The following is an 18548-nucleotide window of genomic DNA, read 5'->3' on the forward strand; positions in this document are numbered from 1 at the left end:
GGCAGCCTCTACGCCTTCATTCTCTTTTCCCAGCGCTTTTTCAACCCCCTGCGCCAGTTGGCGGAAAAGTTCACCGCCCTGCAGGCGGGGTTCACTGCCGTGGAACGCATCGACAACATCCTCAGCCTCCCCGTGGCCATTCGGGATCCTGCTCAGCCGCGCCACCTGCCCCCAACGGCCAAAGGGGAGGTGCAGTTCGAGCAGGTCTGGTTTGCCTACAACCCCGGCGAGTGGGTGCTCAAAGACCTCAGCTTCACCATCCGCCCCGGCGAAAAGGTCGCCCTGGTGGGGCCCACCGGAGCTGGCAAAAGCTCCATCATCCGCCTACTTTGCCGCCTTTACGAGGTAACTCGCGGCTGCATCCGCATCGACGGCGTGGACATTCGCGATCTGCCCCAGGCCGAGCTGCACCGCCACCTGGGCGTGATCCTGCAGGATGGATTCTTGTTCTCTGGAGATATCCAACAAAACATCACCCTGGGAGAGGCAGGGGATCTGGCGGCAGTAGAGCGGGTGGCCCGCCAACTCCACCTGCACGAGCTCATCCGCGAGCTGCCCCAGGGTTACGCCACCCCCGTGCGAGAGCGGGGCAGCAACCTCTCCAGCGGCCAAAAACAGCTCATTAGCTTTGTGCGGGCCCTGTGGCGGGATCCCAAAATCCTAGTCTTGGACGAAGCCACCGCTAGTCTGGATGTGGGCACCGAGGCCCTAATCCAGTCCGCCCTGCAAACCCTCCTGCGGGATCGCACCGCCCTCATCATCGCCCACCGTCTCTCCACCATCCGCAATGTGGATCGCATCCTGGTGCTGCAGCGGGGGGAGCTGAAAGAAGAGGGATCCCACGCCGAGCTCATGGCCCGCAACGGTCTCTACGCCAAGCTCTATCGGCTCCAGGATCTGGGCAGCTAGCGAGTCGAGCCAGACCGAGAGCGAATTGCCTTGAGGGTGGTGAAGCGGGCCTCCGCCAAAGCAATGCGAGCCCTGCAGAGGAACAGGCTGCCACTGTCGAGGGCCGCGTCTTTCAGGCTGGCCAAAGCGTCGCCAGCTTGTACCAGGAAACGACGGCCCCAGCTGGAGAAGCCTTTGCTGAAGGTGGTGATGAGGCGTTCCATAGGGGATGAACCTTCTGCATCTCCTCCTTAGCCTACTCTGCCAGCAGGGGATCTCCACAAGCTAGAGAGGCCCCCAGGAAGATCGTTACAGATTATTAAAAATTTGCCGTCAAGGCGTCAGGCTGGCTATGATAGCTCCCAAGCCTGGCACACAACGAGAAAACAGTAAGCCATGAGTCAGCGGCCAGAGGTTGTAGAAGGCCCAGAAGCCAAGCAAAAAGTTACGCTGTATCTTTCGCCTGAACTCCACCGCAGTCTAAAGATTCGGGCTGCCGTAGAGCGGGAGCCAATGTCAGCGGTGGCAGAGAAAGCCCTCAGCTTCTACCTGCTTCACCCAGAGGTAATTGAGGGAGTACAGGGCAGTACCTACCGGGTTCACCGCTGCCCTGAGTGCAGCCACCCGTTTGTCATTCGCAACGGGGAGGTGGTCTCTCTCCACCACCAGTCTGCCACTACAGCCATCCTTGGAGAGGTGGAGCCGGAATACTGGGGAGCGGCCACGAGTTCAGGGGAGCGGTGCCAGGATGCGTTGGTGCCCTGCTGAGGCGCTTCTTAGGGTGCCTCCTCCGCCCCGAGTTAGGGCATAGACTTTCTTAGTCTTGCTTTTACCTCAGCTTCTTTCCCTCCGCGCAGTTGGTGTTTTCCATGCAAGAGCTCAGCATCCTTATCCAAGCTCAATACCCACTGCTTTACCTGGTTACCTCAGAGGAGGAGCGGGCGGAGGCAACCCTGGCGGCAATTGCCCGTACTCTTAGGCCGCAGCGCCGCTTGTTTATCTGGACGGTTACTCATGGCATTGTTGAATACGGCAACCCCCGCAGCCTAACCCAGCACAACACCCAGTCTCCCCAGCCCGCTATTCAGTGGGCAATGGAGCAAAAGGATCCTGCCATCTTCGTCTTCAAGGATCTGCACGACTTTCTCGACAACCCTGAGGTCAAGCGCTGGCTACGGGATGCGGTGGCCAGCCTCAAGGGATCCTACAAAACCCTCCTCCTCATGTCGCCAGTCCAGGTGATTCCGGTTGAGCTGGAAAAGGATGTCTGCGTGGTGGACTTCCCGCTGCCCGACATGGCCACGTTGGAGCGCATCCTCAACCGGCAGTTGGAGCAGCTTCCGCGGGGGGGATCCGTGAGCCCTGAAACGCGGGAAAAGTTGGTTAAGGCGGCCCTGGGGCTGACGCAGGAGGAGGCAGAAAAAGTTTACCGCAAGGCCGTGGTGATGCATGGCCGCCTTAGCGAGGCGGAGGTGGACATCATCCTTTCCGAGAAAAAGCAACTGATCCGCCGCAATGGCATCCTCGAGTTCATCGAAGAAGACGAGTCCATCGACGCTGTTGGCGGTCTGGAAGAGTTAAAGCGCTGGTTGCTGCAGCGTTCCGAGGCCTTTACTGAGCGAGCCCGAGCCTATGGGCTGCCTGCTCCCAAGGGCCTGCTGATCCTAGGGGTGCCGGGCTGCGGCAAGTCCTTAATTGCCAAGACTACTGCTCGTCTCTGGGGCTTGCCCCTGCTGCGCCTGGACATGGGCCGTGTCTACGATGGCTCTATGGTGGGGAAATCAGAGGCCAACCTGCGCAGCGCTCTGCGCACCGCTGAGTCGCTGGCGCCAGCCATCCTCTTCATCGACGAGCTGGATAAAGCCTTTGCCGGCGCCGCGGGCTCCAGTGACTCCGATGGAGGTACCTCCAGCCGCATCTTCGGTTCCTTCCTTACCTGGATGCAGGAGAAGCGCTCGCCAGTCTTCGTCATCGCCACCGCCAACCGCGTGGATCGCCTCCCGGGGGAGTTTCTACGCAAGGGCCGCTTTGACGAGATCTTCTTCGTGGATCTACCCAACATCAACGAGCGCATGGAGATCTTTCGGATCCACCTGCAGAAGCGGCGGCGCGACATCAGTCGCTTTGACCTGCGGCAGTTGGCTGCTGCCTGCGAGGGCTTCTCCGGCGCGGAGATTGAGCAAGTTTTGATTGCTGCCATGTACGAAGCGTTTGCCCAGAACCGTGAGTTTACCCAGTTGGACATTTTGGCAGCAACGAAAGCAACTCAACCGCTATCCCGCACCATGACGGAGCAAGTGGTAGCGTTGAGGGAATGGGCCCAGCAGCGGGCTCGGCCAGCAGCAGCTGCTGTGGCCGAGTACCAGCGACTGGAGTTCTAGCGAACGGTTAAGGCCAAAATGCCGCTGCAGAGGTAGAGATGGCCTTAACTCACTGCTAGAAGTTGCCCATTGTTTCTGTTGATGTTCCAACCCCTACACAAAGGAGGAGAAACACCATGTCTCATTTTAGCACTCTGCGCACCAAAATCACCGACGGTCAAATCCTAATTAACTCCCTGCGCGATCTTGGCTACACCGTTAAGCTGAACGCGGAGGTACGTGGCTACAATGGCCAGCGGGTTCGCGCCGACATCGTAGCTCAGTTGGAGGGCGACTACGATCTGGGCTGGTCCAAGAACCCTGATGGTTCCTACGACCTGATTGCCGATCTGTGGGGCGTAGCCAAGAAGTACAACCAAACGGAGTTGATCAACTCCATCAACCAGAAGTACGCCATCAACAAGACTTTGGCCGAGGTGAAGCGTCCTGGCTTGAACAACGCCAACGTTAAAGTGGTGGTGCACTAAGCTAGGCGCTGCCCTACTGGGCTATAAGGGGAGCTACAGCAAGGAATTGCCAAGGGGGCTAGCTGTAGCCCCCTTTTTGTTGGCTTTCTAGAACTGTCCAGGATCTTAGGCATCACTGAGGGCGGCAATCCCGGGCAGCTCTTTGCCTTCCAGCAGCTCCAGGCTGGCGCCGCCACCGGTGGAAATGTGGGTCATCTTGTCCGCTAGGCCGACTTTTTCCACAGCCGCCACTGAGTCGCCGCCGCCAATGATGGTGATGGCCCCCGCCTGGGTAAGGTCGGCCAGGGTGCGGGCAATGGCTTCTGTACCGGCGGCAAAGCGGTCGAACTCAAACACACCCATCGGCCCGTTCCAGACCACGGTTTTGCACCCCTGCAGGGCAGCCTGGAAAGCTTTGACCGATTCGGGGCCAATGTCCAAGCCCATCCAGTCGTCGGGGATGGCGTGGATGGAAACCGTCTGGGCGTTGGCGTCTTTGTCAAACTTATCGGCCACCACCACATCCACGGGTAGCAGTAGCTCTACACCCCGGGCTTTGGCCTTCTCCATTAGGGAGCGGGCCAGCTCCAGCTTGTCGGTTTCCACCAAAGACTTGCCGGTTGGGATCCCTTGGGCTTGGTAGAAGGTGAAAATCATGCCGCCACCCAGCAGGAGCTTGTCCACTTTTTCCAGCAGCCGCTCAATGACGCCAATCTTGGTAGAGACTTTGGAGCCGCCGATGATAGCCGCCAAAGGCCGCTGGGGGTTCTCGATGGCCCCCGAAAGAAACTGCAGCTCCTTTTCCACTAGATAACCAGCCACAGCAGGCTGGAGATAGGCGGCAACGCCAGCCGTAGAGGCGTGGGCGCGGTGAGCACTGCCAAAGGCGTCGTTGACGAATAGATCAGCCAGGGAGGCCAGCTTGCGAGCAAACTCTGGATCGTTGGCTTCCTCTTCTGGGTAAAAGCGAACATTTTCCAAGAGGGCCACCTGGCCATTTTCCAGGCGGTTCACTATTGCTTCCGCCTCAGGGCCAATGCAGTCGGGGGCAAAGGCCACCGGCTGGCCCAGGAGTTGAGATAGGCGGACGGCCACAGGGGCCAGGCTATTGCCCTCGCGGATGATCTGGACGGTGCCTGTCTCTTTGTCTTTCTTGATGGGGCGGCCCAGGTGGCTGGTGAGGATGACCTTGGCGCCCGCTTGGGTGAGGGCTTTGATGGTGGGCAGCGAGGCGCGGATGCGGGTGTCGTCGGTAATGTTGCCCTGCGGATCCAGGGGGACGTTGAAATCAACTCGCACCAGCACACGCTTGCCGGTCAGATCAAAGCCGGATGACAGTAGGGATCCCAGTGTTTGTTTGGCCATCGTCCTCCCTCCCCCTGGATTACTTTTGCTTCCGTATCCTACCAGGGATCGGATCCCGGCGGTAAACCAGGGCTCTGCGGCCTCTCCTGGGACCGCCAGCAATTGTAACGGTTTGCAAATAGAATGGAAATGTTGCTTGATCAGCATCATCATGCGTGTTGCCATTGCTGGAGGCGGGCTGGCGGGGTTGGCCTGTGCCAAGTATCTGTGCGATGCCGGGCATCAGCCGCTGGTGTTTGAGCGGCGGGAGGTGCTGGGGGGGCTAGTGGCCGCCTGGAAGGATGCCGACGGCGACTGGATCGAGACGGGGCTGCACAACTTTTTCGGCGCCTACCCCAACACCTTGCAACTGTTCCGCGAGCTGGGCATTTCCGACCGCTTGCAGTGGAAGGAACACAGCTTAATCTTCAACCAGCCGGACAAGCCGGGCACCTACTCCCGCTTTGACCTGCCGGACCTTCCTGCTCCCTTCAACGCCATCGTGGCCATCCTGCGCAACAATGACATGCTCACCTGGAGCGAAAAGGTGAAGTTTGCCCTGGGCCTAGTGCCGGCCATGGTGCGCGGCCAGCGCTACGTGGAGCAAATGGATCGCTACACCCTCCTGGAATGGCTGCGGCGGCAAGGGATTGACGAGCGGGTCAACACCGATATTTTCATTGCCGTCTCCAAGGCGTTGGCGTTCATCAACCCGGACGAAATCTCAGCCATGGTGCCCCTGACGGCCTTAAACCGCTTTTTGCGCCAGAAAGATGGCTCTAGGATTGCCTACCTGGATGGCGCCCCGCCGGAGCGGCTTTGCCAGCCCCTGGTGGACTACATTGTGGCCCGCGGCGGCCAGGTGTATTTGAACGCGGCACTGCAGGCCATCGACCTCAACCCCGACGGCAGTGTAGCCGGCTTTCGCTTTCTCACCCCTTCCGGGCCGCTTCAGATTACTGCTGATGCTTATGTGTCGGCCCTCTCGGTGGATGCGCTCAAGGAGCTGCTGCCGGCCCAGTGGTGGGGGATCCCCTTTTTCCAAAAGCTGCGCGAGCTGGAAGGGGTGCCGGTGATTAGCCTGCAGATTTGGTTTGACCGCAAGATTACTCACATTGACCACTCCCTGTTTTCCCGCTCGCCGCTCTTGAGCGTGTATGCCGACATGAGCAACACCTGCCGCGGCTATGCGGATCCAGAGCGCTCGATGCTGGAGCTGGTGCTGGCCCCGGCTGCCGAGTGGATCGAGCGCAGCGATGAAGAGATCTTCGCGGCCACGCTGGAGGAGCTCCAAAAACTCTTTCCTCAGCACCTTGCCGGCCCCAACCCGGCGCGGGTGCGCAAATGGGTGGTGGTGAAAACACCGCGCTCGGTTTACAAGGCTACGCCCGGCCGGCAGCAATACCGTCCCACTCAGGTCACTCCCATCCCCAACTTTTTCTTGGCGGGCAGCTACACCCTGCAACCCTTCCTGGGCAGCATGGAGGGGGCCATCCTCTCTGGCAAGTGGGCGGCTGAGGCCATCAGCAAAGGGATCCCCTCCCATGCGGCTGCCCCTTTGGTTGCAGCAGGGGTCTGAGGCCTCAGTTCTGACAACTTGACTGCCTGGGCTATTCCCCCTAGCCGCTTTCCCGTAGTGTTGATGATGTGCCCTCGCTGTCCCCATCTGGCCCTGCGCCCTTGGAGATGAGCCCGATGAGTCCGCTGGAGCAATCCTTTGCCCTCTGCCGCCAGATCACGGCCAAGCACGCCAAGACGTTTTATTTGGGATCCCTGCTCTTGCCCCGCCCCAAGCGGCGGGCCATCTGGGCCATTTACGCCTGGCTGCGGCAGACTGACGAGCTGTTGGATGGGCTGGAGGCCAGCCAGACGGCGGTGGAGGTTACCCGCAGCAAGCTGGAGCAGTGGGGATCCCATCTGGAGTCCTTGTTCCAGGGGGGGGAGCCCCAGGTCCCCACTGACCTGGCTCTCATCCACACCATCCGCACCTACCGCCTTTCCATTGAGCCCTTCCGCGAGATGCTGCGGGGGCAGAGCATGGATCTGGACACCCGGCGCTACGCCACCTGGGAAGACCTGCGGGTCTACTGCTACCGCGTGGCCGGGGTGGTAGGTCTGATGTGCTCGGAGATCATGGGGTTTGTGCCGGGTCGGGATGGCCGCGAGGAGGCGGTGGCCCTGGGGATTGCCATGCAACTGACCAATATCTTGCGCGATGTGGGGGAAGATGCCCGTCGTGGGCGGATCTATTTGCCTCTGGAGGACTTGCGCCGCTTCAACTACTCAGAGCGGGATTTGTTTAACTACGTCATCGACGAGCGCTGGATAGCCCTGATGGACTACGAGATCCAGCGAGCTCGAGAGCTCTATGCCCAAGCGGAACGGGGGATCCCTACCCTGCAGCCGGACTCCCGCTGGCCGGTGGCCGCTTCTTTGATGCTCTACCGGCAGATCCTCAACGCCATTGAGCGCAACCACTACCAGGTGTTTCGCACTCGGGCCTACGTGTCCACCCTAAGGAAAGCCTTGGCCCTGCCGGTGGCCTGGTGGCGGTCGCGGCGCTCCAACTACTACGGCTATTGACAAGTGGGCAACCCCAAACCTGGAAGAAGAAAACCTATGCTAAGCCGTGCCCTGGCTTTACCCTATTGGCAAATCTGGGAAGACAGTTTAACCATCTTCTGGCGCGACTGGCTGGATCTGCGCGGGCGGGTCTGGCAGGTGGTGGCCTCAGGGCTAGTGGCCCCCCTCATCTACATCGTTGCTTTTGGGGTGGGGCTGGGCGGATCCCTGGAGGCCGAGGCCCTGGCTGACGTGGCTGGATCGACGGCGGCAGGTTCCTATTTACGCTTTATTTTGCCGGGGATGGTGGCTCTTTCGGCCATGACGATTAGCTTTGCCGGCACTACTTTCTCCATTTGTGGATCGCGGCTGTTTACCAAGAGCTTTGAGGAGCTGCTGCTCTTGCCGGTGCATCCGCTGGCGCTGCATTTGGGCAAGGTGTTGGCAGGCATTGCCCGCGGCCTGCTCACGGCCCTGGGAGTGTTGGCGGTGGGGGTGCTGGGCACGGGGGCCTGGGGCCTCCTTCATCCCCTGGCGCTGTTGGTGTTGCTTTTGGATTGCGCCGTCTTTGCCGGGATCGGGGTAATTGCCGGCTTAAAGGTGCCCAGCTTGGAGAGTGTGGGCGTGCTCACCAACTTTTTGATTACGCCCATGTCCTTTCTGGGGGCCACCTTTTTCGATCCCAGCCAGTTGCCGGGCTACCTGCAGGTGCTGGTCTACTGCCTGCCCCTTTCCTACGCCAGCATCGGCATGCGGGCAGCCGCCTACCAGCCCCTTGCGGAGTTCCCTTGGTATACGGTGGGGGTGCTAGCGAGCCTGGCAGCTATCCTGGCCCTGGTGGGCGCCTACCTGTTTTCCCACCAGCAGGATTAGTTGCCCTTGCCAAGCACCTCTGGGTAGCGGGCCAGTTGCTCCTGCAGGTCTTGGTCGTAGCGCAGGGCAATTACCCGGTAGCTCTGTCCCAAAAGCTGGGAGCGCAGTTGGCGATCCTGGGCAGCCTGGTCGGGCTCGTCATGCACTGCGCCATTCCAGAAAACAGAGACGTTGGGCTCGTAGAAGAAGTCAACCACGCCGCGGGGATTAGGGATGGCCTTCTGGGCGTCGTTGGGAAGGCGGTAGCCTTCTTCGGCCAGCAACTCCACGGCGCTCCAGGTGCGAGCGAGGATCGATGAGCTGGCGCAGCCACTCCAGCTGCTCTTGACGGGAGCGGCCCAGGCGACGCAGCTCGGTGCGGCTGTGGGCCAGCTTGCCCAGGAGATTCCGGATCTGGTGGCGGTCCAGCTGCAGCACCTCCCTTTGGTTGGCGTAGCTGAGTAGGCCCTCGTAGCAGGCGGCGCCGCACTTGGGCCGCAGGTCTTGGATCCCGGCTTCTAAGAGCTGGAAGTGGCAGATCTCTAGGGCTGCTCGCGCCACCTCCGCCATGGCCTCTGGCTCCTCCACCAGTCGCTGGAGGACGCCGGCTCCCCCTTCTGCCGTCTTGTAAAACAGCAGGGCCCGATGGGATCCCTGGCCAATGGACTCGGCGGCCAGCTCCGTAAGCGCTTGAGGGCGTAGCGAGGCTGGTTTCTAACCCAAGAAAGACCACCTCAACCCCCGCCTTCATGCCCAGGGACAAGCCGCCTCTCGTCCTTTTGGAAGTAGCCCTTGAGGGGAGCTGGGGGAACGTAAAGCGTTGGCAACCAACTCTGTAGCTGGGGGAACTCTTGTAAGTTGCGGGTTGCAATCAACCAGTACCAGGATCCCACCTCAACCGGCGTTAGCAGGGCAGAGTCCTACGCACCGCTGTCGTCAAAGGGCAGCCGGATAGGGTAAGTGCTGTCGTAGAATCAAAAGCAAGAAGGCTCGCCCTACCGCTACGCAGTTTGCTCTGGTGGAAGAGGAGGGCGGGGAGAAGGTTAATCTGGGCTGTTTTCCATGACTAAATCCTGCGAAACCCTGGTGCTCCGCGACGAGCAGAACCAGCCCCTCACCTGCGAAATTCTGAGGCAGGTGGTCATTGAGGATCAGGTTTATGCCTTGGCCACCCCTGTTGATGCCGTCATCAAGGTGCTGGTGTGGGAGGGAGAGGAGGAGGCCGGGCAGGCGGTGAATGGGGATGCAGATATGGAAGGGATCCTCGACGAGCCAGATCCAGAGGAGCTCCGGGCCGCCATCCCCACCCTCCAGGCCGTTTTGGGAGAGTTGAACTTGACCCTGCAGCAAAACGGCTTCGACATCCTGACGGTGCAGGGAGAGTTGCCCCCTGTGGAGGAGGAGGATGTGTTTGAGCTGGGCGAAAGTGAGGAAGATGCCCAGGAGTTCCAACTGTTGGCTACTTTCTTCCACCAGGACAAAAAGTACGGCATTTTTACACCCCTTGATCCGCCGTTGATCTATGTCGCCCTGCCCGATGGGGGGGATCCCTACCTCCTGAACCCAGAGGACTCGCCAGCCCTGTTTGACCAACTCAATGCTGTGCTGCTCGATCTGGACGAGGCAGGGGAAGAGGAGGACTAGGGTTTCCCTGGGCCAGAAAGCCTATTGGTTGACCTTGCCGCCAGGGCCAGCTAGGGCGAAGGAGGCCCTCGTTTAGGTCCCGGGCGTTGCCCACTCCCTAAGGAGCAGCAGGGATGCAACCAGTTGATCTAACCACCCTCCGTGCTGTGCTGGCGGATTTAAAACGCGCTGAGCCCGGTCGGGATTCCCTGCTACCGGCGCGGGTGGAGTGGATCCAGCAAACCGATCTGTGGACAGTGGTGATCGGCTTGCGCACTCTTAGGGCCCGCCCTTGCTTGCTGTTGTCTTGGCATCCGCAGGCGGCCCGAGTTCACCTCTGTCAGGCTCCTCCCAAGGAGCCAGAGGACTTTCCATTTAGCCAACACCTGCAGCGGCACCTGCGGGGCTTGGCCCTGACGGAGCTGGCGCTGCTGGACGAGTGGGAGCGGGTGATTGACTTTCGCTTTGGCCCTCGCCCCGGGGATCCGCCGCAGCGCCACCTTTATCTGGAAGTGATGGGGAAGTACAGCAATGCCATCTTGGTGGACGAGGCAGGCCTGATCCTAGCCTGTGGCCACGGGGTAAGCGAGCGGCAATCGCGGGTACGCCCCGTGCAGCCGGGACTTGCTTACGAAGCCCCCCCTGCCCTGACCGACCCAATCCCGCAGCGAAGCGAGCCCTTCTCCCAGTGGCAAGAGCGCCTGGCTCTAGTCCCTGGCCCTATTGCTCAGCGGCTCCTGCGCTGCTACCGCGGCCTCAGCCGGCACTTGGCAGAGGCAATGTGCCTCCAAGCTGGGATCCCCCCCCAAACCCCCAGCAACCAACTCTCGCCCCAGGAGTGGCAGGCGCTGTTTTTTTGGTGGCAGGACTGGCTGGCCCGTCTGGAAACAGCTCGGTTTGAGCCGGCACTCACCTCCCAGGGGTACACTGTTCTCGGCTGGAGGGGCTCTAGCGGGGATCCCTCTCAGCCCAACTTGCACCAGCTCCTGGAAGCCTACTACCAAGCCCAGCTTAACCGCGAACGCTTTGAGCGGGAGCGACAGCGGCTGGGGCAAAAGCTAGCCACCCTGCTCAAAAAACTCCGCCAGCGGCGCGACCACTTCGAGAAGATGTTGGCCGACTCAGCCCAAGCAGAAGCCTCCAAGCAGGCTGCCGATCTCCTCATGGCCCATCTCCACCTCTGGCGGCCAGGGCTGAGCTCGATAGAGCTGCCAGACTTTTTTAGCGGCCAGATGGTCAAGATCCCGCTGGATCCGGAGAAAAACGCTGTTCTCAACGCCCAGGCCTACTACCGCAAGCACCGCAAACAAAAGCGAGCCCAGGAGGCAGTACAACCTTTGCTAGCAGCCACAGAGCAAGAGATCCGCTACCTAGAGCAAGTGGAGGCAGCCCTGCAGCAGCTGGAGGCCTACCGGGATCCCCAGGACTTGGTCATCCTTGCAGAAATTGAGGCGGAGCTTATTCAGCAAGGTTACCTCGAGAGTCCTAGCAAGGCGGAGGGAGCTAGACGTTCCCCTGCAGCCAGCTTCAACCCCTATTGCTTCACTAGCCCCAGTGGTTTCCCTATCTGGGTGGGGCGCAACAACTGGCAAAATGAGCGGCTGACCTTTCGCTTTGCCCAAGACCAGGATTGGTGGTTTCACGCCCAGGAGATCCCGGGTAGCCATGTGCTCCTGCGCCTGCCTCCCGGGGCTGTGGCCGAAAGCGAAGATCTGCAAGCGGCTGCCGACTTGGCGGCGTATTTTAGCCGCGGTCGCCTTAGCGACCAGGTGCCGGTGGTATATACCCGCCCTAAGTGCGTCTTTAAGCCCAAGGGATCCCCCCCTGGCATGGTGGTCTACAGACAGGAGCGGGTGCTGTGGGGCCGCCCCAGCCGCGCTCAGTTGCTCGTGGAAAAGGACGGAGCGCCCAAGTCGGATGTCCCAGCAGGGTTATAGCCCTCTACTCTGGGTTGACTACAGATCCCATAAACAGCACAGTTTGCGCCTCCCGGTTGGCTCCGGAGGCCACAATGGCAAACCAGAAGGGGCGATCCGCTACAAATTGGAAGGGCTCTTGCCGGTCGAGGGCGGTGCGGGAGACGATTACCCCGGTGGCAGCAGCCGCCTCGGATCCCTCTTCGTTAACTTCGATGGCCGCCTTGTGCAGGACTCTGCTGACCTGCGTTGGCTCTGGGGTCAGTTGGCTAAAATCGGCCCGCCGGGAAAAGGCAATCCCCATGCCCAACTGCTGCAAAGCTGGCCCCAGATCCATTTCGTAGGCCAGCTTAAACTTGGGGATCCGCACCGAGCCGGGGCGGCTAGGCAGGGATCCCGTCCATTCTTGCCAAGTTTCTAGGCTAAGCTTCTCCCGCAGGGCTGCTAAGCTCACCCCTGGTTTGGGCAGCAGGAGCAGCATGGCCAGTTCCCCTTCCCCATAGGGCAGGCGCACCACCTGGAGCTGCTCGGTCTCCCGGTAGCCGTAGCGACCGGATTGGGCCATCAGCGGCACTTGGACACGGCGGCCATCGGCGCGGGTGAAGGGCTGGGGCTGGGTCAGGGTCGGATCGAAGGGCTGGGTCCACTCTCCCTTGAAATAGATGGCGTTGAGCAAAACCATCCTGTCTTCACGGCTGAGGCGATCCACGATGCGGTCAATCTGGCCCTGGGTGCGCTCGGCTACCCAACGGTTAATCGCCTGCACCGTCTGGCGGAATCCCAGCTCCACCCGATTGGCCACTGCTTGGTAATAGGTGGCCAGGGCTTGCAAAAAGGAGGGGCGCAAGGTGAGGGTTGTATCGACCCAAAGGCCGTTGGCCATTTGCAGCTGGATCGGTCCTTCTGCTTGGGATCGCTCCACCAGCCAGCGCACCATCTGGGCATTGGTCCAGTTCAACTCATTGAGGGAGAGTTCTTGAGCCTCCAGCACCTTAGCCATCGCCGCTTGGGTCTCTCCAGCAGCGCCGTTGTACAGCATGCTTAGAGCCAGACGAAGGCTCAAGGGGGAGAAAAAGAGGTTCTCTTGCGGTTGCTGCTGGAGTAGGTAATCGAATAGCTTTAGCGCAAAGCGACTTTGGGCTTGCTGGGCCACCGCCTCCTCTCCATAGCCTTCCCCATAGGTCACGGTTGGCTCAAACGGGATCCGCACCGGGGTTTCCCCGTGGGTGGGCCGAAGACCCAAAAGCAATAGGCCCAGCAGAGCCAGCAGCGGGATCCGGCTCACCGAGGACATGCTCAAAAGGTCTTTCATCGGGGCTCTCCTGGCCGGGTGGGGAACGAGTCTATAGCTATGGTATCGGGTTGGGGGTGGATGGCCCCTGCCCAGGCCGGCCATTGCGGCTGCGCTTGAGGTGAGATCGACAGGCCAAAGCCCGCAGGGGATCCCGGCCAAACTCTAGAGAGCAGGGTAGGATTAAGCCTGCACAGCTCAGCAGGAGAAAGGGATGAGTTGGTGGGTAAGAGAGCGCCAGGTTGTCACAGCGGGCGGGATCGCCTTGGGCCTGGCTCTACTGCTGGGATGCGCCGCTGGAGGAGAAGCCCAGGGGACGGCAGCCGTTGCCAGTGCGACCCCGGCCAAAGGACAGCCCCAGTACCTGCCGGTGGAAGCGGAAGTAACCATTGCCGGCAAGCGCTTTGAGCTCGAAGTGGCCCGCACCCCTGAGCAACAGCGCTTGGGCCTAATGTTTCGCACCGATTTGCCTCTTGATCGCGGCATGTGGTTTCCCTTCGACCCGCCCCAGCCGGCTGCCTTCTGGATGTTCAACACGCCGCTTAACCTGGACATTATCTTTCTCTATCGGGGTCGGGTCGTCTACATCGCTGCCGATGTGCCCGGCTGCCCTGCCCAACCCTGCCCCGTTTATGGGCCACCCCCTGACCAGTTAGTAGATGGCGTGCTGGAGTTCCGCGGCGGGACGGCGGCGGCCCTGGGCTTGCAAGTGGGAGATGTTGTGGAGATCCGCCAGCTTCCGCCCCTAACTCCTTGATTTCTCTCTTTGGGAGAAGGGCCAGGGGTGAGGGAAAACAAGCTTGCAGAAGAAGCTGGGATCCCAAGGGCAGCCGTTTGCCCTCTTCCTCGCGGTCTAGGATGATTTTCTCAGGGATCTTTGGGATGATTTTTGAGGGTCGCCAACTGTGGGAGGTTGATGCCAAGAGGCGACGGCGAGCTCAGGATGGTTTAAACCCTATGGATGTTAGCAGCGTAACTCAGTGGCTGGAGGTTGGAACTATTGCCTTGGCTTCCGTCCTTTGGGCGGAGATCGTGCGGGATGTGCGCCATTGGCTGGCCCACCAGTGGCCCTGGCTGCTGCCCAAGCACACCCTGCACCACCGCCTGTTCCGCCCCGATCTCAGCGTGGTAGACCCCAAGTTATACCGAGAATCCCAGTGGCACCACGATGTTCCCGAGGCAGCAACGATGGTTCTAGCCGGGATCCCTTGGGTGGTGCTCTTGGGACAGGGATCCCTCCTCTATGGCCTGGCAGCGGCAGTGGGGGTACTCTACTCGGCCAGTTTTCTAGTTGCCGGCGCGCTGCGGGGCTGGGGGCTGGCCTTGCAGACGGATATCACCCACCAGCCGGGGCCTTTCCCCGCCCCTCCTGCGCAGTGGTATGTGAACCGCGCCTACCACTGGCGGCACCACTTCGACGATACCAACGCCTACTTTTGCGGCACCCTAACCTTGGTGGATCGGATCATGGGCACCAGTCTCTCTTTCAAGGGCAAGCGCGTGGCCGTCACCGGCGCCTCTGGTACCCTGGGCCGGGCCTTGCTGAAGCATTTTTACCGCCACGGAGCCAAAGTTATTGCCCTTAGCTCCCATGCGGATTCGGTTGCCATTGAAGTGGACGGCCAGCTCCAGCCGGTGGAGACCGTTCGCTGGCAGGTGGGGCAGGAGGGATCCCTGGCCGAACTCCTGGAGCGGGTCGATATCTTGGTCATCAACCACGGCCTGAACGTCCATAGGCAACGCGATCCCGAATCTGTCCGCCAGTCTTACGCCGTCAACACCTTCTCGGCATGGCGCCTGATGGAGCTGTTTTTCCAGACGGTGCGCAACAATCCGGAAGTGGCCACCAAAGAGGTTTGGGTAAACACCTCAGAAGCCGAGGTCAGCCCTGCCTTTAGCCCCCTCTACGAGCTTTCCAAGCGGGCCCTAGGGGATCTGGTTACCCTGCGCCGCCTGGATGCTCCCTGCGTGGTGCGCAAGATTATCCTCGGCCCCTTCAGGAGCCAGCTCAATCCCATTGGAGTGATGTCAGGCGATTGGGTGGCCGCCCAGATCCTGGCCCAGGCCAAACGCGACTGCCGCAATATCATTGTCACCATCAACCCCTTGACCTACCTGCTCTTCCCCCTTAGAGAGCTGGCCGTGAGCACCTACTTCCGCCTCTTCAGCCTGCCGGGGGCAGCCCCTAGCCTCAGCCTAGATCCTGCCGATAGCAAGCAGGTCGGCGGGATCCCTTGAAGGTGAGGCAGAAATCCTGCCCCCCTCTGTGGTCTTAGGCGCAAAACTGGGGTAAGACAAGAGCAGGTTCTTTGGCGGCAGGAGAGGGGATCCCTTGCGCCAATGTGAACCTTGCAGGGAGCGAAAGGGCCCTTTGTTTGGAGGAATTCAACAGCTCGCTCTCCGAGTGAACGTTGGGTGTGAGGAGTAGGAGTGAGCGTCAACATGGTGCGACAGTGGGTAAGTGCAGTTCTCTGCGTAGTGGGTGGGTCTTTAGGGACGGGGCTTTTGGCGGGTTGTGCCATCCCCATAGCCTCTGCAGAGGTGGCGGAAGTGCAGGTGCGCTTAGTGCATGTGGCCCCCAATGCCCCTCGGATTGACTTGGAAGTGGGAGGGGTAAGGGCTGCTCAGGGTGTAGCCTATGGCACGGTGAGCGAATACGTGCGCATGCCGGCGGGCGAGTACGACATTGTTTTGTTTTCAACACCTGAGAACCCCGGCCAGCCCACAAGTTCTAAGGACTCCGTCGCGCGAACGGTTGCGGCCAGGACTGTGGCCAACCTCAGAGGCGGGGGAGTGTTCTCAGTGGTGGCCGCCGACGAGCCCAATCGCGTCACAGTCTTGGTACTGGAAGACAATATCAACCCTCTGTTCGATCAAGCCCTGGTGCGGTTTGTTCACGCTGCCCCCGACGCCCCACCCCTGCAATGGCAAGGGGAGCAAGGGCGAGTGCTGATACCTCAGTTGGCCTTTGGGCAAGTATCCACTTTTCAAGCCATGCGCCCCGGCTTTACCCAAATCCAGGTGGCCACAGCCCCTTCTGCCTCAGGCGGGCAGACGTCTCCCAGCCGGAGCATTCCCCTGCAACGGTTTGATCTCCAGTTAGAGGCGGGGAAAGTCTATACCCTCTACGTGGCGGGGTTACTGCGCAGCAATCCAAGCTTGAGTGGGGTGCTGGCGGAGGAGACGCGGGCTCGCCGCCTTCTCTAGGTGTCTTCCCCCTATACTTTGGGGAAAGGGTACGACTTTCTACCCGTGGATGCCCTGTTTCAGGTAGTGGTGCTTAGCCAGACTCCAGATCCCGAGCGGGTGATCTGGCAGGCAATGCACCAGGACTACAGTGCCGAGTACGTCACACCAGCAAGCCGGGTGCCAGCCAACCCTGGCGAGGCGGTGGTGCGGCACCTTCTAGAGGGCGACCGTGGTCACTACGGCCCCCTGGAGCACCCGCAGATCACCTTCGGGGTGGGCTACTTCCCCCACCTGGTGGTGCAGCAGGCGCGCACCCACCGCATTGGGGTGTCGTTCGATGTCCAGTCGTACCGCTACACCGGCCAACAGCTTTTGGAGCTGGGATCGGATCCCAGCCCTGACCAACTGGAGCAAGTTTTTTACGTGCCCGCCAACATCAAGGAGGGCCAGGCCAAGACCCGCGACGGGATCCGGCCTATCGCCCCCGAGGCGCTGGGCATTGTGCTGGAGCAATACCGCAGCCAGGCCGTTGCCTACCGCCGCCTAGTGGAAGAGTGTGGCGTTCCGCCTGAGGATGCCCGCTGCATCCTCGGCTACGGGATCCGACAGCACTTTGTGGTGTCGTTCAACTGCCGCAGCCTGATGCACTTCCTGGACTTGCGGGCCAAGGCCGATGCCCAGCGGGAGATCCGTGAGCTGTGCGAGCTCATCTGGCCCCACTTTGAGGCCTGGTGCCCTCATGTTGCCGCCTGGTATCGCAAAAATCGCTGGGGTAGGGCTAGGCTTTCTCCCTAACAAGTTCCCAACTATGGATCCCAAGGCTTATGAACAAATGGCGGCCTTAGAAGATCGGCATTGGTGGTTTCTGGGCCGTCGCCGCATTCTCAGCCGGGTTATTACAGGGATCCCTCTTCCGCCTGAGGCTTGTATCCTGGAAGCTGGCTGTGGCAGTGGCGGCAACCTAGAAATGTTGTCTCAATTTGGCCAAGTCTTCGCAATGGAAAGAAGCGAAATAGCATTGCCTCTTGCCCGTGCCCGCGGGATCGGGATTGTAGCCGAAGGTGAATTGCCGCATCGGATCCCTTTTGGCTCTCAACAATTTGATTTAATTGCTCTGCTGGACGTCCTGGAACACTTGGAGGAAGACAAAGCAGCTCTGGAAGCCCTCATCCAGAGGTTAAAGCCATCTGGCTACATGGTGATTACAGTACCGGCCTACCCCTGGCTGTGGAGCGCCCATGACGAGCTCAATCACCACAAGAGACGCTACACGCGGCTGCAACTTCTCTCCTTACTCAGGAGCGCCGGCTTGCAAATTCATATCCTTACCTTTTTCAACAGCTTTCTCTTTCCATTAGCAGCAGGGATCCGCCTAGCCCAAAAGAACCTTCACCTCAGACAGAGCCAAGATCTAAAAATGCCCTTGCCTTGGGCCAATCGGCTTTTAACCGAGATTTTTGCCGCAGAAGCCTATTTGATCCCCAAGTTTTCCCTACCCTTTGGCCTGTCGTTGTTAGCAGTAGCTAGTCTTAGGAACGCTTAACCCTGGGAAAAAAGGCAGAGATGAATTGGCCTAATCTCCCAGCTCTGGATCCGGCCGTACCCGCACTTCCATTTGGCGCAGCAACCGCAGTGAGCTTTCCGGCCCGTCGATCATCTGCTGCTCGTTGATCCAGTAGGTGGCGATGCCCAGGTCTTCCAGAAATTGAATGTAGGGATCTGGGGGCGGACCATCGAAAACGGCAGCCTTCTGGACAGAAAAGCCCTGTTCGATCCAGGGGGTGAGAGCAAAGCGCTCGTAGTAAAGCAACTGCCCCACCACCTCCTGCAGCGCCTCTGCGGCATCTTTGTGGTGCAGCAACTTCACCTCGGCCAAAAGCAGGTGCCCGTCGGCCACCGCCAGAAAGTCAAACGTGTGCTGGTCTTCCCGCACCTCTAGACCCGCTAGACGGAACCAACGGCGAAACTGGTGCAAGATCTCGTTGTGGCGCTCGCTGCGCTCCAACTGACGCCGGCGGCGGCGCTCCGCCATCAGCGGGTCCGTCCCGGCATAGGA

At 60.4% G+C, this 18548-nt stretch carries 19 protein-coding genes and 1 pseudogene; 14 read left to right on the forward strand and 6 right to left on the reverse strand.

What is annotated here, in order from left to right:
* Positions 1–909 (forward strand): ABC transporter ATP-binding protein (locus NW827_RS04360; protein ID WP_414503374.1); only part of this gene is annotated, 909 nt, incomplete at its 5' end.
* On the opposite strand, the gene NW827_RS04365 is transcribed toward NW827_RS04360, so the two are convergent.
* The gene (locus tag NW827_RS04365) at positions 906–1112 is read right to left on the reverse strand and encodes a hypothetical protein (protein ID WP_414360773.1); all 207 of its coding nucleotides are present in this window, start codon (positions 1110–1112) and stop codon (positions 906–908) included. The two genes, NW827_RS04360 and NW827_RS04365, sit on opposite strands and share 4 nt — an antisense overlap.
* 172 nt (positions 1113–1284) lie before the next feature.
* On the opposite strand from NW827_RS04365, the gene NW827_RS04370 reads away from it, so the two are divergent.
* The 3 genes from NW827_RS04370 to NW827_RS04380 all read left to right on the forward strand — a co-directional run bounded on the left by NW827_RS04370 (position 1285) and on the right by NW827_RS04380 (position 3736).
* The gene (locus tag NW827_RS04370; RefSeq protein WP_414404232.1) at positions 1285–1656 is read left to right on the forward strand and encodes a hypothetical protein; all 372 of its coding nucleotides are present in this window, start codon (positions 1285–1287) and stop codon (positions 1654–1656) included.
* A gap of 101 nt (positions 1657–1757) precedes the next feature.
* Positions 1758–3269 (forward strand): AAA family ATPase, encoded by a 1512-nt coding sequence (locus NW827_RS04375; protein ID WP_414404231.1) that lies wholly within the window; start codon positions 1758–1760, stop codon positions 3267–3269.
* A 116-nt stretch (positions 3270–3385) separates the two neighbouring features.
* A complete protein-coding gene (locus tag NW827_RS04380; protein ID WP_414360780.1) occupies positions 3386–3736 on the forward strand; it encodes a DUF1257 domain-containing protein in 351 nt (116 codons plus the stop codon).
* A 105-nt stretch (positions 3737–3841) separates the two neighbouring features.
* Here NW827_RS04380 and NW827_RS04385 read toward each other — a convergent pair whose 3' ends face one another.
* On the reverse strand, positions 3842–5080 hold the full coding sequence (locus tag NW827_RS04385; protein ID WP_414360782.1) for a phosphoglycerate kinase: 1239 nt from the start codon (positions 5078–5080) through the stop codon (positions 3842–3844).
* Between the two features lie 151 nt (positions 5081–5231).
* Here NW827_RS04385 and pds point away from each other — a divergent pair, with 151 nt between their 5' ends.
* The 3 genes from pds to NW827_RS04400 all read left to right on the forward strand — a co-directional run bounded on the left by pds (position 5232) and on the right by NW827_RS04400 (position 8494).
* A complete protein-coding gene (pds, locus tag NW827_RS04390; RefSeq protein WP_414404257.1) occupies positions 5232–6638 on the forward strand; it encodes a 15-cis-phytoene desaturase in 1407 nt (468 codons plus the stop codon).
* 116 nt (positions 6639–6754) lie between these two features.
* The gene (locus NW827_RS04395) at positions 6755–7642 is read left to right on the forward strand and encodes a phytoene synthase (protein WP_414360784.1); all 888 of its coding nucleotides are present in this window, start codon (positions 6755–6757) and stop codon (positions 7640–7642) included.
* 36 nt (positions 7643–7678) lie between these two features.
* Positions 7679–8494 (forward strand): ABC transporter permease, encoded by an 816-nt coding sequence (locus NW827_RS04400; protein ID WP_414404230.1) that lies wholly within the window; start codon positions 7679–7681, stop codon positions 8492–8494.
* Here NW827_RS04400 and NW827_RS04405 read toward each other — a convergent pair.
* Positions 8491–8757: a hypothetical protein gene (locus NW827_RS04405; RefSeq protein ID WP_414503375.1), complete on the reverse strand. Its 267-nt coding sequence runs from the start codon at positions 8755–8757 to the stop codon at positions 8491–8493. The two genes, NW827_RS04400 and NW827_RS04405, sit on opposite strands and share 4 nt — an antisense overlap.
* Entirely contained in the window at positions 8702–9151 is a 450-nt protein-coding gene (locus NW827_RS04410) for a hypothetical protein (RefSeq protein WP_414503377.1), read from the reverse strand. Before NW827_RS04410 ends, NW827_RS04405 begins: the two co-directional genes overlap by 56 nt.
* Positions 9152–9535: 384 nt before the next feature.
* Between NW827_RS04410 and NW827_RS04415 the strand changes: the two genes are divergently transcribed.
* Together NW827_RS04415 and NW827_RS04420 are read left to right on the forward strand one after the other, a co-directional pair.
* Positions 9536–10117, forward strand: a complete 582-nt coding sequence (locus NW827_RS04415) for a DUF3727 domain-containing protein (RefSeq protein ID WP_414360788.1) — start codon at positions 9536–9538, stop codon at positions 10115–10117.
* Positions 10118–10230: 113 nt separating this feature from the next.
* Positions 10231–12033 carry an NFACT family protein gene (locus NW827_RS04420; protein WP_414404227.1) on the forward strand — a complete coding sequence of 601 codons (1803 nt, stop codon included), beginning with the start codon at positions 10231–10233 and terminating at the stop codon, positions 12031–12033.
* A 4-nt stretch (positions 12034–12037) separates the two neighbouring features.
* Here the strand turns inward: NW827_RS04420 and NW827_RS04425 are convergent, their stop codons facing one another.
* Positions 12038–13324, reverse strand: coding sequence for a serpin family protein (locus NW827_RS04425; RefSeq protein WP_414503376.1), 1287 nt, complete (start codon positions 13322–13324; stop codon positions 12038–12040).
* A 193-nt stretch (positions 13325–13517) separates the two neighbouring features.
* Here NW827_RS04425 and NW827_RS04430 point away from each other — a divergent pair, with 193 nt between their 5' ends.
* The 5 genes from NW827_RS04430 (at position 13518) to NW827_RS04450 (ending at position 18035) form a co-directional block, all read left to right on the forward strand.
* On the forward strand, positions 13518–14060 hold the full coding sequence (locus tag NW827_RS04430; RefSeq protein ID WP_414404225.1) for a DUF192 domain-containing protein: 543 nt from the start codon (positions 13518–13520) through the stop codon (positions 14058–14060).
* A 200-nt stretch (positions 14061–14260) separates the two neighbouring features.
* The gene (locus NW827_RS04435; protein WP_414404224.1) at positions 14261–15541 is read left to right on the forward strand and encodes a bifunctional sterol desaturase/short chain dehydrogenase; all 1281 of its coding nucleotides are present in this window, start codon (positions 14261–14263) and stop codon (positions 15539–15541) included.
* Positions 15542–15733: 192 nt separating this feature from the next.
* Entirely contained in the window at positions 15734–16510 is a 777-nt protein-coding gene (locus NW827_RS04440; RefSeq protein ID WP_414404223.1) for a DUF4397 domain-containing protein, read from the forward strand.
* Between the two features lie 45 nt (positions 16511–16555).
* Positions 16556–17287: an FAD-dependent thymidylate synthase gene (thyX, locus tag NW827_RS04445; protein ID WP_414362901.1), complete on the forward strand. Its 732-nt coding sequence runs from the start codon at positions 16556–16558 to the stop codon at positions 17285–17287.
* A 13-nt stretch (positions 17288–17300) separates the two neighbouring features.
* The gene (locus NW827_RS04450; RefSeq protein WP_414404222.1) at positions 17301–18035 is read left to right on the forward strand and encodes a class I SAM-dependent methyltransferase; all 735 of its coding nucleotides are present in this window, start codon (positions 17301–17303) and stop codon (positions 18033–18035) included.
* Positions 18036–18065: 30 nt separating this feature from the next.
* Here NW827_RS04450 and NW827_RS04455 read toward each other — a convergent pair.
* A pseudogene (locus tag NW827_RS04455) lies at positions 18066–18548 on the reverse strand (hypothetical protein); the annotation flags it as partial.

Origin of the sequence: Synechococcus sp. H70.1, assembly GCF_047502705.1 — a bacterium.
Lineage (GTDB): Bacteria > Cyanobacteriota > Cyanobacteriia > Thermostichales > Thermostichaceae > Thermostichus.

Coding starts and splice junctions, on each gene's coding strand:
- NW827_RS04415 (WP_414360788.1), top strand. CDS start 9,536: ATGACTAAATCCTGCGAAACCCTGGTGCTCCGCGACGAGCAGAACCAG.
- NW827_RS04425 (WP_414503376.1), bottom strand. CDS start 13,324: ATGAAAGACCTTTTGAGCATGTCCTCGGTGAGCCGGATCCCGCTGCTG.
- NW827_RS04435 (WP_414404224.1), top strand. CDS start 14,261: ATGGATGTTAGCAGCGTAACTCAGTGGCTGGAGGTTGGAACTATTGCC.
- NW827_RS04380 (WP_414360780.1), top strand. CDS start 3,386: ATGTCTCATTTTAGCACTCTGCGCACCAAAATCACCGACGGTCAAATC.
- pds (WP_414404257.1), top strand. CDS start 5,232: ATGCGTGTTGCCATTGCTGGAGGCGGGCTGGCGGGGTTGGCCTGTGCC.
- NW827_RS04365 (WP_414360773.1), bottom strand. CDS start 1,112: ATGGAACGCCTCATCACCACCTTCAGCAAAGGCTTCTCCAGCTGGGGC.
- NW827_RS04450 (WP_414404222.1), top strand. CDS start 17,301: ATGGATCCCAAGGCTTATGAACAAATGGCGGCCTTAGAAGATCGGCAT.
- NW827_RS04420 (WP_414404227.1), top strand. CDS start 10,231: ATGCAACCAGTTGATCTAACCACCCTCCGTGCTGTGCTGGCGGATTTA.
- NW827_RS04385 (WP_414360782.1), bottom strand. CDS start 5,080: ATGGCCAAACAAACACTGGGATCCCTACTGTCATCCGGCTTTGATCTG.
- NW827_RS04400 (WP_414404230.1), top strand. CDS start 7,679: ATGCTAAGCCGTGCCCTGGCTTTACCCTATTGGCAAATCTGGGAAGAC.
- NW827_RS04395 (WP_414360784.1), top strand. CDS start 6,755: ATGAGTCCGCTGGAGCAATCCTTTGCCCTCTGCCGCCAGATCACGGCC.
- NW827_RS04370 (WP_414404232.1), top strand. CDS start 1,285: ATGAGTCAGCGGCCAGAGGTTGTAGAAGGCCCAGAAGCCAAGCAAAAA.
- NW827_RS04375 (WP_414404231.1), top strand. CDS start 1,758: ATGCAAGAGCTCAGCATCCTTATCCAAGCTCAATACCCACTGCTTTAC.
- NW827_RS04430 (WP_414404225.1), top strand. CDS start 13,518: ATGAGTTGGTGGGTAAGAGAGCGCCAGGTTGTCACAGCGGGCGGGATC.